Here is a 14181-nt window from a genome sequence, read left to right on the forward strand (position 1 = left end):
TTTTTCGGATTTCATGTGCTGATTAAGAGTTTTCACTGATTTCATTCCCTTGCCCCATAAGACTCAAGAATGCTTATAGTCGCCACGTTACCTCGCAACTTAGCCATAGCCAGAGCGGTCTTGCCTGACTTCTCCCTCGCGTTCATGTCCGCTCCGTTTTCAGCAAGCAGTTTTACTATATCGGTATGGCCTTCGTGAGACGCCATCATAAGCGCCGTGCCTCCTGAATTGTCCTTTGCGTTTACATCTGAGCCGCTTTTTAAAAGTAACTCCACTGCTCTCTGAGATCCCTCTACCGTAGCGTGCATCAGTGGCGTGAATCCCTCATTGTCAGTAGCGTTAGGGTCTGCCCCGTTTCGCAGTAGAGCCTCCACGGATTGAGTTTTACCGTTACGAATCGCCAACATCAGTACGGTGAGACCTTTAGGGCCTTTTTCATTCAGCTTTGCCCCATGCCTGACAAGCATGTCTAAAGCATCAACGTTTCCTTGCGCCGCAACTTCAGTGATTGGGTTCATTCCCGTCTTATCACGAATATTGGGGTCCGCCTTCGCAGTCAGCAAAATTTGCGCAATCTCCAGATGCCCCCTGGAAACAGCGTCAAGCAAGGCAGTGATACCCTTGTCACACCTATCGTTCACATCTGCCCCGTGCTCCACAAGCAGTTTTGTCATCGCAATATCGCCCTTGCTGGACGCTGCCATAAGAGCGGTAGCTCCGTTTGTAGCCTTGATATGCACATCACAGCCTTGATCGAGAAGGTGTTTGGCTTCCTGCGCGTCCCCTTCCAAAACAGCCTTTATAAGCACCCTGTCCTTGTACATATAATTTGAAACAATGGAACTGCCGGCTAAAGCCATAAACCCAAGGAGAGCCAATATCCACATTCTTTTCGACATTGGTTTGGACTCCACATAACCAATATTTGAGGCACAAACTATGCCCCTGTTTCATTCGAGATAAAAGAACACCCGAGTTAAAGCGTCACGCACGGGAGAATTGGAATTAATCTAGATTACCATAAATTATTGCTTTCAGGATCACTGACCCTGAATTCAAATTTTCTTTCACTGAACTGGCTAGGATCAGAATTGTCATAACTTCTTTCCATAAAAATAACGTTGTCTTCGAAATCAATCAACAAGATCACGGAAGAACGAGTACCGTAATCCGAACTTGCCACAAAGATCGGCGCAAGAATCCTTTCCCACTCTATACCTATTCCTGTGTCTGGCAGAAGTCGATCATCAGGTTGTGTTCTGTCAGCAAGAATCTTGAAAATCGCATCAGCGGCAAACTGATGTCCCTGTGAAAGGATCCGCATGAATGCGTCTCGGCCACATTTTACCTTAGGCCAAGGGGTATCTAACAAATGATTACTCAAGCCGTATATTCCCGCTGCCAAACTCCGCCACTTCCCATTTCTATTTGACATAAAATAAATTTGATTGTTATCTCCCAACAACAAGTTAAAATCATTGTAACTGTGCGCTTTGGGGACCAACGTTTGAATGTATTTCAGAGGCGTTTCCCGACTCTTTAAGAAATCGCTTACCACGTGCCCTCGGGAAGGAGCGTGGCTTTTTTTGTGAGAGGGGTCACGGAAATTAGTAAGAACAGCTATTCGGCCTGTCCGGGTAACACCCATCCATGTTCCACCCTCTTTCAAATCCCTTCCAGCAACCACATTTGGATCGTCTTCCCAAAAATCTGCGGGCGCTGTTGGCCTGTCATAAAATTCATCCCTATTCCCGGCCAAAACCAACCGATACCGAGGATGATTTTTAAATGATAGTAATACTAAACACATACCGACTCCAGATACTAACGAAGCTCACAACTCTTGATCGGTCCAATTCCAAAATGGATACAAACCGTCTATTTTTCGACCGGAGGATTTTTCCAGCATTCTTCCAATTTGGGGGATTAAGTTCTCCGTAGCGTTGCCGCGACCACAATTTTTTACTAACCATCAACGGCGTCTTCTTCGACGTAGCGTATCCTGGTCACAAATACTATACCACGGGATGGCCAGTGAAATTCTTTTTTCGCCTCAACGACTGAGGTAAATCGTAATTTGGCAAGAGGATCGGGGCCGTGGTATTTAGGTATATTCGAAAAGATTGAAGAGCCTGATGTCTGACACATAAACTTTCTAATGCAATCGGAGGACGACGCATGAGCCAACTCGATGCAATTTTCTCTCCTCGGTCCGTGGCCGTTGTGGGCGCTTCCACAATCCCGGGAAAAGTCGGTCACGATATTTTCGTGAACATTCTTCAAGGTGATTTTCAGGGCACGCTGTACCCCGTTAACCCCAGAGCCGTGCATGTGAAAAGCGTTAGAGCCTACCCTTCTATTTCTGAATTGCCTGAGCCGGTAGATTTGGCCATCATCGTACTCCCACCTCAAAAAGCCTTAAGCGCAGTGGAGGAATCCGCAAAAATTGGAATAAAAGGGCTCGTAATAGTTTCGGCAGGTTTTCGAGAGGTCGGCAGAGAAGGTCGCGAGATTGAAGACAGGATAGTAAGTGTGTGCCGAGCCGCCGGAATCCGCATGGTGGGACCCAACTGCCTTGGGGTGATTAACCCCAATCCTTCTGTCAGGCTAAACGCGAGCTTTTCGACGCATATGCCTTCGTCCGGCCACATTTCGTTTATATCTCAGAGCGGGGCGCTCTGTACAGCGGTCCTGGATTTCGCCGCTGACCGTGACTTTGGTTTTTCCAAATTCGTATCAATTGGTAACAAAGCTGATGTTGATGAGCTGGAATTGCTCCTTTATCTGCATAATGATCCAGAAACACACGTTATCATGGTCTATTTAGAGGAACTCAGTCGAGGGTTGGAGTTCATTAAGACCGCCAAAATGATCACTTCCGGCGCTCGTCCGACGCCTATTTTAGTGGTAAAATCCGGAAGGACCGTGGCAGGGCAGCAAGCGGCGGCTTCGCATACTGGCTCGCTCGCGGGTTTTGAAGCTATTTATGACGCCTTTTTCCAGCAAACGGGAATAATCAGAGCTAATTCTATTGAGGATCTGTTCAACTATGCGGCCGCATTCTCATGCAAAAAAATCCCAGTTGGCAATAGGGTAGGAATCGTTACCAACGCGGGTGGCCCGGGCATTGTCGCCACGGATATGACGGTTTCATCCGGCCTCGAATTGGCCCAATTCAGTCAGGAGACTATAGAAGTTCTCAAGAGTCATTTACCTACTGAAGCCAATGTGCATAACCCGGTCGATGTTATTGGGGACGCGCCTCAGGAAAGATACGAAAGCGCTCTCGCAACTGTCATTAAGGATGAATCAGTAGATGGAGCGATAGTTATTCTTACACCTCAATCCATGACCAATGCTCTGGCGACAGCGGAAGTTATCGGCCGGATCGCGGCCAATACTAAGAAACCAATTCTGTGCTGTTTCATGGGCGTCATAGATGTTTCAGCGGGAGTGAAACACCTTCAGGAGGAAGGAATACCAGTCTTTCAGTTTCCGGAGCAGGCTGCCCAAGCGTTCGGGGCTCTCTATCAATATTCTCGCTGGGTTAATCGGAAGTTCTTACCCCAATTCAGGCTTAATCATGACAAGGAAAAGGCGTCGGACATCATCCAACGTGTGCTCTCCGATGGAAGGCTGAGCATGGGAGAAATCGAAGGAGGAGAATTCCTAAAGTGCTATGGATTTGAGGTTCTCCCGTCAAAAATTGTAAAGACCAGGGAAGAAGCCAGAGACTTCGCAGAATCTATCCAGGCTCCGGTAGCTATGAAAATCGCGTCCCCGCAGATCCTTCACAAATCCGATGTAGGTGGCGTTTCGCTTAACGTATGCAGCGGAAATGACACGATGCAAGAATTTGATGAAATTCTCGAAAGAGCGCTGCAACATGTCCCAAATGCAGAAATAGATGGAGTCCTCGTCCAGAAGATGGCAAATCAGCAGGGGCAAGAGATAATTCTCGGCATGAACAGATATCCCCTTTATGGTTCTCTCCTCATGTTTGGGCTTGGGGGAATTTTTGTAGAAATCTTCAAAGACGTTGTTTTCCGCATGGCGCCCATTGGTAGGAACGAAGCCCATAGAATGGTCCATGAAATTAGAGGAATAAGGATACTGGAAGGATATCGAGGCAAACCCCCAGTGGACCTGGAAACTTTGGAGCGGTCACTCGTCAGTCTTTCCGCCATGGCGTTGAATCACCCAGAAATCAATGAACTCGATATAAATCCCCTAATGGTTTATGAGGAGGGCAAAGGAGCAGTAGTTTCAGATTGCCGAATCATATTGAAATTACCGGAGGGACTTTAGATCATTTTTTAGAATTGAGCGCTTTTGTGAAACAGGTTTCTGGTCCGGTTGACGAATATTCGTCTGGAACTAGGACTTGCAAAAGTTGGGGATAAAGCGCAATAATCATCCTTTAGTTGGATTCGTTTCGTTTCAACGTCGAAGGTCCCCCTATCCACTATGGCATCGCGTGCGTTAACCTTTAAAAGTCAGAATTCCCCTAGCTCCATACCAGATTCCTGAAGTTTAAGGGGCCCTGCGCCCTGGATTGTTGTTGACACGAGACATGAGGCAGTGGCAGGCCCCTGAACCGGTGACAGCTTGCCATATCATATTCAGACACGACGCTTGATGCTTTGCATGCAGCATGATCTGAGCTAGAACAACCTTTAGGCATTAAAAATGCTCTTAGCCGACTAGTCGGCGATCCTAAGACCTCCAGGATGGAGTCGAAGGAAAATTCTCGACCAGAACAGTGAAAAATAGAATGAAAATAGCCTTAGTAATTCCAGGAATCAGCTCTGAATCTGAAAGAAGTTTCTATGATTTTAAGTTTGGAACCAGATTTATCCTTTCCAGAAAACATATTTCCTATCTTCTTGCTATCCCAACTCTGATATCACTAACTCCGCCACAACACGAAATCCGGGTATTCGACCAAAATATCGAAGAGATAGACTATTCATGGGAGGCAGATCTTGTAGGCATTACGGTTAGGACGATGTTTGCCACCAGAGCCTATGAGATATCGGAGAACTTCCGGGCCAGAGGGATGAAAACGATCTTAGGTGGGATACATCCTTCAATGTGTCCTGAAGACGCCCTTCAACATTGTGATAGCGTCGCCATCGGTGAGGCTGAAGAGATTTGGCATTCGGTCCTGCAGGATGCCGAAAAAGGCGAATTGAAGAGGATCTACAAAGCGGAGAAGTTCGCCGATCTCACTGCATTTCCCATCCCCGACAGGTCGTCACTTTCTAAAAAGCAATACCTGTTGGACATTGTTCAGACAACAAAAGGCTGTCCGTTCCACTGCGAATTCTGCTCCGTTCACGCATTTGATGGACAGAGGATTAGAAGCAAAACCGTTGAGCAGGTGATTCGGGAAATTCAGGGTATAGACAGTTTTCATGCCACATATAAGAAGAAAACCTCTATATTTTTTGCCGACGACAATATCATAGCCGACAAGGCATTTTCCAAGGAACTTTTTCTCGCTCTCCAGCCATACAACATCAACTGGATGTGTCAGGCGTCTATTAACATCTCACGGGAGACTGACTTACTCGAATTAATGAGAAATAGCGGGTGTGGGGCAATTTTTATCGGCTTTGAATCAATATCCAAAGAGAACCTAGCAATGATGCACAAGGGGATTAATCAACGATATGAATATATTGAAGCAATCAAAAAAATACAATCCTACGGGATGCTGGTTCACAGCTCATTTATCCTGGGATACGATTTTGATACCCAACAAACTTTTGATGAACTCATAAATTTTATTCAGGAATCAAATCTCCTCATGCCCTTGATCAACATTCTCACTCCATTGCCAGGTACAATGTTGTATAAACGCCTTGAAAAAGAGGGACGGATCCTGGATAAAGACTGGAGCAAATATGACACGCAACATGTTGTATTTATACCTGCCAGGATGTCTCCGGATGATCTGTTGCAAGGGTACAGGAAGGTCGTGAAATCAGTCTATTCTTTTGACTCGATATTGACAAAGCTGCGCTACTATTGGGACGCTGACTTCTGGAAACGTTCCAACCGGGCGGATCCGGTAAAGTTCACTTACCGCCTTCTATTTGCGGTTAGACTCGCTACGTTACTGTCTTTCAGTGACAGGGACCGCTCAAGGTTTATCATGAAAATACTGCCCCACGTGTTTGACAAACGAGTACGAGTATCCACCATCCTTGCATTGATGAACAACAATGATTTTGCTCACAGCCTTTGACCACTAGAGCGACATTAAGGAAAATTAGCGATGAGGATATTCGATCCTATCTTCTCAATCGAGTGAGGCACGGCCAACACCTATACGTCATGTGGGTGTCAGATCCTCCCTTTCATGGAACGCAATCCATAACGGTTACTTAACTGTAGCCGGGAGAAACGCAAATGGTTCAGCCGGTTCGAACTTGCTTGCCGCACTGCCTGAATAAGTCTTTCCACCAACCAATGTGAGCTTCTTGACCGGAGCCCCTTCTTTCAGATCCAATTCCGCCACCGGTACCCAAAACACTGTGGGGCTGGTCGCTGAATCAAAGTAGTAAACCATGTTCTTGTGGTCGGAGAATGTTCGCCAATACGTCGAGGCAATGTTCGGCTGACCCGGCGTCGTGATGCCCAGTGGCACTGAAACTCCACGAATAACCCCAAAGACGCTCGCCACAGCCTGGGCCATATCGGTGGTCTTAGGGATAGCGTTTATATAAAACGAGGCTCGAACGAAGCGATCAGATGCGCGGCTAGTACCTGGCAGAAAGGTCGATCCACCAATCTCTTCCCAATATTCGTTTAGCGCCAGTTGCTTGTTAAACACAGGGGAGTTGGTCATCACCTGGTAGTTCTTGCCATGATGAATGAACAATTTACCGCCAATGTATTCAAAGATGGCCGAGTCGCCCGTTGGATCAGAAATCGCTAAATGCCCTGTCGCCGGTTTACCGTCCGGCAGCGTAGGCGCAACAACTATAAAGGGGTCCTCCCGCAACGCGTTTACTGTCTCAGTAACGGTAGCGTAATTGTCCAGCACATACTGGGCCCAAGCCGCAATCGAAATTGTAGGACGCTTGCCGTCCGGCTTGCCATATTCAGATTCGACAAGATAGAGAACATTTGTTACAAGCCCCTTCTCGTTCATACCGTCGACAGTGCTCACACCATAGAAAGAACTCACCACGCTGCCATACTTCGATGTCCACTTGATCGAGGTTACGCCGGCGGCTCCATCACGTTTCATGCCACGTGGAAACGCCCAGAGGTCAGTTCCCGTATTTCCCTCCCAGTCCATAGACCGGCCGGTGATAATTACGCCTTCGGGACCGAGGTACACAGCTCGGGTACATGCATCCACCTTTTCGACTGCCGCAAACCCCAGGGTCAGGGCGATTAGTGTCCAAAACACAGCTTTGTGTAATGTCTGTCGCTTCATAATGCGCTTCCTTTCTTTATGGAATAGGCTCTTTCAAATTCGTTCCACGAATTCCACAATATTCCCATCTGGATCTTTGACCATAGCAATCCGCACACCGGGCCGTATTGTCGTTTCAGGCAAAGCAAATTCTATTCCAATGTTTTTTAGATCGGAACAGAGTTCGGAAAGATTCTCTATTACGAAGGTGACATAACGAAAACCCAATTGATTTTCCAGCCCGATACCTCCCCGGGGAGGAACCACCTTGGGTTCGATCAACTTAAAGTCGCTAGTCCCGAAGCGCAATCGGTGCATAGTACCAAACCATAAGGGGACACTTCCTACAAACTCAAGTCCGAGAATATTCTGGTAGAAATCAAGACTGGCCTTAATGTCGCTAATGATTACACCGAGATCCAGTGAATCTTTCGCTGGCTTGATCATTTTGTTGTTTTCCTCTCCATTGTTTTTTCAATTGTAACAACTCTAACCAGGATCAAACACTTCTCTGGTATCAGCCACAGGTTAATGAGCCTATTCGACCCGACACATGCCGTAAATTTCGTTACACGCCTCTGTATACAACATCTGGATCCAATCGTCTCTCTTCCCATGGTCGGCCAGAGGAGAGCCGCATTCAGGACAGGTCTTCATAGCCCCTAACCGACGGAGAATGCGATGAACTGTCGCTACAAATGTGGCGTGGCTCCAGGTGAGCGGTGAAACTGAAATAGGATCCCCCGTAAACGGATGCGCCTGTTCTGCGAGAATACTTGAGGGAAGAGCGTGATCGGTCACCCATTGGAGTATCTCGACTGCTTCAGCTATCCCTTTTTCGTCGGGCGCTCTTTCGGCAAGGAAGTCGGCCAACCACAGAGTGCATACAAACCAGGGATTACCCGGAACGTCTTTGCTCACCTGATGATAATAATCATTCTCATATCGGGCCATTCCTCCCACACCGGCTCCCACCCACAGTTTGTCTCTAAGGTCTGACATGGTGGAAACTATCTTCGGGTCATCAGCAGAATAGAGACCAAACGCAAAGAGTCCCCAGATACTCGCGTCTCGGGTGGAATCAACCTCCAGCTTGCCTTGAGAATTGCGGTTGAGCATTCTACAAAAACGGTTCAGATCTTCTCTCCACAGATAAACTGAAGCTGCGTCCCGTATTTCAGTCGCCGCTTTTCGGTATTCTTCAGCTTTTCGGTTCTCGCCGAATACGGTACAGAACAACGAAGCCGCCGTTAGTCCTCCAAAGACTGCGCCAACTGTGAAGCTCCATATTCCTCGGCGCTCTTCCCACAGGTCATACGAAGGAGAAGGAAGACCGGTCTGTTCATCCCTGAAAGATCGCATAAATTCGGCGGCGTTCTTTATGAGCGGCTTGTATAGTGGCTTGATAAATTCAATATCCCGGTACTTGACAAAATGGTGCCAGAGAGACCAAACAACAAGAGCGGTTTCGTCTTCCTGGATGGGCAGTTGAGCCTGTCCCTCGCTATACCAGGGATGCCATGAAGAAGCGAGTGTTCGATCAGGATTGTACTTGTGCAGGAGATACCCTTCCTTCTCTATTACATCCCCAGCAAACTGGTAAAAGGCTTGGGCCGGCATAACGTACCCCGCTTGATCGAGGGCATTTGCGACGAGCGCCCCATCTCGCGGCCAGACATAAGAATAAGTGTCCCGATTGAAGTGGACTATGTCTGAATCATTCGCTGCAAGAATGCCTCCCTGCCAGTCTATCTGGGTCTGTAAGACGAGAAGACTTCGACTGTACAACTTTCCGATATTGGGTGGCAATAAATCCAGACGCGGGGTCTCCTTGCGGACCCAGAGACTCCAGTAATCGGCTGTTCGAGAAACTAGGGTCTCTGGCCCCTTGTCTCTAACAATAGCATCGAGGACACGGACTTGGTTCCATGTCTCCGCCGCGGTCAACCAGAAATGGGCTTTCCCTTTGGAAAGTCCGTCAACCTCAAGACTAAAACAGATCACGGAATCCACTGCTCCTTGAGCGATCGGATTGCCGGATAGAACGCCGTCTTCGGCATCCCTAAAAGTCCCTTCTAGCCCACGAATGTCTTTCTGGCCCGTCGCAAAGCCGAGGAGACCGGGGTGAGTTTCCGTTGCGCCATTGAGAAGAAAGTACCTGGCTGCTTTGTAATGGACTATTCCACCAGTCTCTGGATCGTAAGCCGCTGTATTCCCGACGTCGTTCCCGTAAATGCTGAAGTCGTGGGAAAGAAAAATTCGGATCTCCCTTGGTTTCGGCCACAAGTTCTCTATCTCCATCTCACGGATGTAGATGTTCTCATGAAAGTCTACCGCATCGTGAACCGAGATAAGCAGGCCAAGATTCTGATTGTAAAGACTCACATTGGTGACAAGTGTATCAGGAACATATCGGAGATCCAATTTCCAACCGTCTTCGATCCAAGAGAACTGACCGTCAACCCACACTCCATAGCGACAATAATTGCCATTGACATGATTCTCTTGTCCCACGTGAGGGAAATACAGGTCCCTGATCCGATATTCACGGTCGAAGCATATGAGAAGTCTTCCATTACCTACCGGAATGTCTCTGGGCACTGTAACAGTCCTTTCATAAGGGAATGCGAACCACTGTCTTGATTTTTATCAACGGAACTCCCACCCTTACCTTTTCCAGATAAACATTTGGCTCCACACAAGCAGTCATGACAGCCAAATCTTCTTCCCACCGGCTCAAAGAACACTCGTTCCCCAAACAGTTTGAGCTATGATTAAAACTTGTTTAAATTCATCAACCTTCAAATCAATTCTTTTTTTCCGGAAAGCGTTCTTTTATCATTTCCCTTGCTTTGTCGACGCCTTCCTCAGCCTTTTCCTTTAGTTTTTCAGCGGCGTCTTTAGCTTTCTCGATGCTGGGGCCAGCCTTTTCTTTGAGTTTTTCCGCTTCAGCTTTGGCCTTTTCCATTCCTTCAGCGGCTTTCTCCTTTAGCTTTTCGAGTGTGCTCTTGGGACACGCTTTTTCCAGCGCTTCCTCTGCCTGCTCTTTACGAGCAAAGGGTCCAGCGATAGTATCGGCAGTCTTGACTTCAGATTTAATGACCGTACATGCATTGTCTTTGCTCTTAATCACCACCCAACTATCGGCGGCGGCGAAAACGACAACAGTTGTCAACAAGAACAAGATACCGACGAAAAGTCCAAGAGTTTGGTTAACTTTCATGGCGGCCTCCTTCAATTAATACATCATTATAGAATAGTAGCGCTTATCTGTTCAAAAGCAATTTTTCAAAATGGAAGCGGTTTAGAAGGCTTGAGGAGAATGTTCCAGCGCAATCCGGACAAAATAAAACCCTAACCGCTTGAACGACCAGGGTTATGTGAGTAACCGTCTCCCAGATAATTACCCACAACAGAAACGAAAGGACATTTCGTCCTTGTGTCGAAATAACAATTTCGATTTAGAAATGCAAGAAAATTCCATAAGCTCCTTCAACTGTTTCATATTGAGGCGGTTTTGGAATGGTCTTCCACTACTTCAGCAAGTGAGATTGGTCTCAGCAGAAATCTGGAAACATGAATCCCGGTCAGCGGGAGTGACCATTGTTTGTGCTCACGTAAAATATCCAACGCAATCTCATCGTGTGGGATTTCATGTCACTGCTCCTCCCCCAGCCGGGCCACTTTTTCCATGTCAAGCTACCGGCCCTGAACCCACTTTTATGCGGCTGCTAACGCATGCATGGCAAGATCCTGAACGAAGTCTGGCCGCATCGCGAAGTGAGAGCACACCGATAATGTTTTCTGGCTGATCTCTGAACACAAAAAACCGGTGTACCTCAGAAAAAATCATCTTACTTATTGCGTCTTCTATGAATTCCAGTTCCTCACATGCACGAACAGAAGGAGATGAGAGAATAGTTCTAGCCTTTACATCAGACGAAATTCCGCGCTTATACGCTAGGATAAGATCTGTCTTAGAAATTACCCCGACAGGAACGGAATTGTCATCTCTAATCAGGACAGCTCCAAAACGATTGACAGACAAACCTTCCATGATTTCGGCCAGAGAGTTTTGTTCCGAAAAAGACGTAACTGAAGGCGTCATAACGTCTCTTACTCTGAATCGAAGGGCATCAACACCCTCCAACTTCTCATTTCTCCGGTTCATTAGACTTTGATCGCAACTCCGGCAGTAGCGGTAGAGTAATCCCACTATGTCCGGATACGCTACAACCCCTAACGCCCTTTCTGAAGATCCTTTTGAAACATAAATCCGATAAATCCCTCTGGAGCGCATTGTTTCAAGAGTCGATTCGAGTGCATCAGTCGGACTGCAGAACAAAGGCGGAGAAACCATGATTTCCTCCAGAGGAGTATCTAAAGCTACAGACGCATAGTAAGCGCCCATCATGTCAGTCTTGGAAACTACCCCAACTGGAAGGTCATCCTGATCTGTGATTAAGAGAGCGCCAACCTTGTATTTTATCAAGAACCTTATTCCTGATTCGATGGAAAACCTTCCTGCCAGACTAGTAACCTGCTTTCGCATGGCGTCACGCACCAGAAGATATCTAAGTGTGGTTTTTTTCTCCGGTGGAAGCATGAGAAAACCTCTATCCGTGTCGTGAAAAAGGATGGGGAGTTCGTCCCCTACGGGGCCAACTCATTGATCAGACGAAAAAAAAGATCAGAAATGTATACAATGCCTTCGACCTTTCCATCCTGTAATACAGGGATTCGGCGAATATGCTTCGTAATCATTATGTCAACAATGAACATTATTGAGGTGTCGGGGGTAACAGTTATCAAGTCAGTGGTCATGATGTCCTCTACGAGAACAGATCTTGCTCTAGAGCAAATATCCTCCATTAGACCTGCAATATTTATGTCTTCCATCATGCCCCAAACCTGAACATGTTTTGGGCGAATAAAAAGTAGAATATCATACATGGACATCATGCCGATGAGCCGCCCGGATTGGTCCGTCACAATCATGCCAAAGATTTTGCGTTGTTCTAGCTCACTAGCTTTTTTGAAAAGCTTCGCAGCGTCTTCTATTGAAAGTTTGGGACTTAGGGTGTGAAACGTCCTAACCATGACATCACGGGCGGTAAGCATCCGGCGCCTCCTGTCCAAAAGTTCATCAATTGCTTTGGCAAACTTGCCAACTGTAAACTGAGAAATAGAGAAGACTTTATATCATATTATATTTCCGGGTTAAAATGGGGGCGTTCTACACATTGTGAGACAGATCTCACATATCCAGAGAGAATTCGGTGCGTTGTCGCGCCAAGGGCATCCACCCATCGTGAACAAGCCTCAAAATATAATTATACATAAATGTAGGCCCAGCATACAAATAAGTAGCTTTATAAATCAAAATCTGAAGCGAAACTCAACTGGATGATGTTACGCCCACATTGATTGTGCACCGACCAAACCATCTTTAGCCCTTATATCAGTTAGTTCATGTTTACAGATGGCGCCAGGTCGTTGCTCTGGCATAATTCTTGATAACCTATGATCAACATTAAATGCGACATCAATTAGGAGGTCCTCCGGATATCATGGAGATTGGGCATCTAAACATTTCTCATCAATCCAGATTGATTGCGTCAACAATTGAAACGTCTCACGACGCCCAATCTTGAATCTTCAAGGAGGGAACGTAGCTATGACTGAACGGCAAACCCTTATTGAGTTTATATCAAAAGTGTCGGAACATGACCTGTCAATTCTATTTCAGGTCCTAGACGTGGCTCATCAGAATCTCGTTTACGAGTCCACAGATGAACATCTACTGATGGATCAGTTCATGACCAGCCTGTGGATAGCGACCAGATCAATTTCAATCTAACGCTCTTTAGTAATGGCGGCTAATCTGCGTTCGGCTCCATTTTCGTGAGGAATACATAATGAGAGAAAAAGCTATGAATTGGTCAAAGTCTTTTTGAGAGGCCGTAAACAGCGTCCAGCGCCTGAAAAGGACTCACCTGTGATCCATATTGCGAGATAGGGTAGCGTATGCCTTTCTTGTACAATATCTCCAGATTTCGAAAGATACGGGCGCAATCCTCAGGTGGTAAGCCTATGGCCAACTCATCATCGGCGGCGTGTCCGAATCTTCTTTCCCCGTAGCATGGTATAGACAATGCCGGTTCTCGATCCACGAAACATCTACCAATGACATCAGAGCACGATGTTTCTCCTACAGAATAAAATGTGAGTCGCTTAAAGTTGTCATATTGGATTGCGTTTATCATGATGGACATTTGAGCCGGGTTCCCGTAAATCAGCACAAGATCAGGCTCAAAAGGGTCGTAGGCTAACGGGGCCAGTATGAAGGCGTTGTATTTACCGAAAGGAATACGCTGTATGACTGACTCACAATTCGCAGCGTCCTCTTTCTTTTCAAGCCACACTGTGCTGCGCATTTCCCCACTAGTGACAAATTCGTCGAGTTTGGACAAACCAATCACGGATGCGCATCCCTGTGTGACCAAGTCGTCCGCTGTCCCGCCGATAGTCCAGTCAAACGTCCTTACAATTGTTATTAGCTGGCATAACGACAGCTTTTCTGAAGGTCGTCTCATCCACTTGTAATGATTGAGATCTTCGGCCTTCTCCAGCAGCTTTAGAGCAACGGGAAATGTTTTCAGGCGCAGGAGGCGTTCCATTCCCCTGGTCCATTCAGACCATTTGATATGTTCTAATTCCATAATTGATCCTCACTCTTCTGATCTGGC

12 protein-coding genes are annotated in these 14181 nt (G+C 46.8%); 3 read left to right on the top strand and 9 right to left on the bottom strand.

Annotated elements, in window-relative coordinates:
• Positions 1 to 41: 41 nt before the first annotated feature.
• Together WC647_14505 and WC647_14510 are read right to left on the bottom strand one after the other, a co-directional pair.
• Positions 42 to 899: an ankyrin repeat domain-containing protein gene (locus WC647_14505; protein ID MFA6223518.1), complete on the bottom strand. Its 858-nt coding sequence runs from the start codon at positions 897 to 899 to the stop codon at positions 42 to 44.
• A 116-nt stretch (positions 900 to 1015) separates the two neighbouring features.
• Complete coding sequence (locus tag WC647_14510) at positions 1016 to 1810, bottom strand: NRDE family protein (protein ID MFA6223519.1); 795 nt, start codon at positions 1808 to 1810, stop codon at positions 1016 to 1018.
• Between the two features lie 368 nt (positions 1811 to 2178).
• Here WC647_14510 and WC647_14515 point away from each other — a divergent pair, with 368 nt between their 5' ends.
• On the top strand, positions 2179 to 4308 hold the full coding sequence (locus WC647_14515) for an acetate--CoA ligase family protein (protein MFA6223520.1): 2130 nt from the start codon (positions 2179 to 2181) through the stop codon (positions 4306 to 4308).
• A gap of 466 nt (positions 4309 to 4774) precedes the next feature.
• Positions 4775 to 6253 (top strand): radical SAM protein, encoded by a 1479-nt coding sequence (locus tag WC647_14520; GenBank protein MFA6223521.1) that lies wholly within the window; start codon positions 4775 to 4777, stop codon positions 6251 to 6253.
• A gap of 135 nt (positions 6254 to 6388) precedes the next feature.
• Here WC647_14520 and WC647_14525 read toward each other — a convergent pair whose 3' ends face one another.
• The 6 genes from WC647_14525 to WC647_14550 all read right to left on the bottom strand — a co-directional run bounded on the left by WC647_14525 (position 6389) and on the right by WC647_14550 (position 12553).
• Entirely contained in the window at positions 6389 to 7453 is a 1065-nt protein-coding gene (locus WC647_14525; protein ID MFA6223522.1) for a linear amide C-N hydrolase, read from the bottom strand.
• 33 nt (positions 7454 to 7486) lie between these two features.
• On the bottom strand, positions 7487 to 7879 hold the full coding sequence (locus WC647_14530) for a VOC family protein (protein MFA6223523.1): 393 nt from the start codon (positions 7877 to 7879) through the stop codon (positions 7487 to 7489).
• A gap of 90 nt (positions 7880 to 7969) precedes the next feature.
• A complete protein-coding gene (locus tag WC647_14535; protein MFA6223524.1) occupies positions 7970 to 10033 on the bottom strand; it encodes a glycoside hydrolase family 15 protein in 2064 nt (687 codons plus the stop codon).
• Between the two features lie 205 nt (positions 10034 to 10238).
• A complete protein-coding gene (locus WC647_14540; GenBank protein ID MFA6223525.1) occupies positions 10239 to 10655 on the bottom strand; it encodes an Rv0909 family putative TA system antitoxin in 417 nt (138 codons plus the stop codon).
• Between the two features lie 471 nt (positions 10656 to 11126).
• Positions 11127 to 12038 (bottom strand): CBS domain-containing protein, encoded by a 912-nt coding sequence (locus WC647_14545; protein ID MFA6223526.1) that lies wholly within the window; start codon positions 12036 to 12038, stop codon positions 11127 to 11129.
• Positions 12039 to 12085: 47 nt separating this feature from the next.
• Entirely contained in the window at positions 12086 to 12553 is a 468-nt protein-coding gene (locus WC647_14550) for a CBS domain-containing protein (GenBank protein ID MFA6223527.1), read from the bottom strand.
• 556 nt (positions 12554 to 13109) lie between these two features.
• Between WC647_14550 and WC647_14555 the strand changes: the two genes are divergently transcribed.
• A complete protein-coding gene (locus WC647_14555; protein ID MFA6223528.1) occupies positions 13110 to 13292 on the top strand; it encodes a hypothetical protein in 183 nt (60 codons plus the stop codon).
• 82 nt (positions 13293 to 13374) lie between these two features.
• Here the strand turns inward: WC647_14555 and WC647_14560 are convergent, their stop codons facing one another.
• On the bottom strand, positions 13375 to 14154 hold the full coding sequence (locus WC647_14560; protein MFA6223529.1) for a DUF169 domain-containing protein: 780 nt from the start codon (positions 14152 to 14154) through the stop codon (positions 13375 to 13377).
• Positions 14155 to 14181: the final 27 nt, after the last annotated feature.

This window comes from Desulfomonilaceae bacterium (genome assembly GCA_041662605.1).
GTDB lineage: Bacteria > Desulfobacterota > Desulfomonilia > Desulfomonilales > Desulfomonilaceae > CAJBEZ01.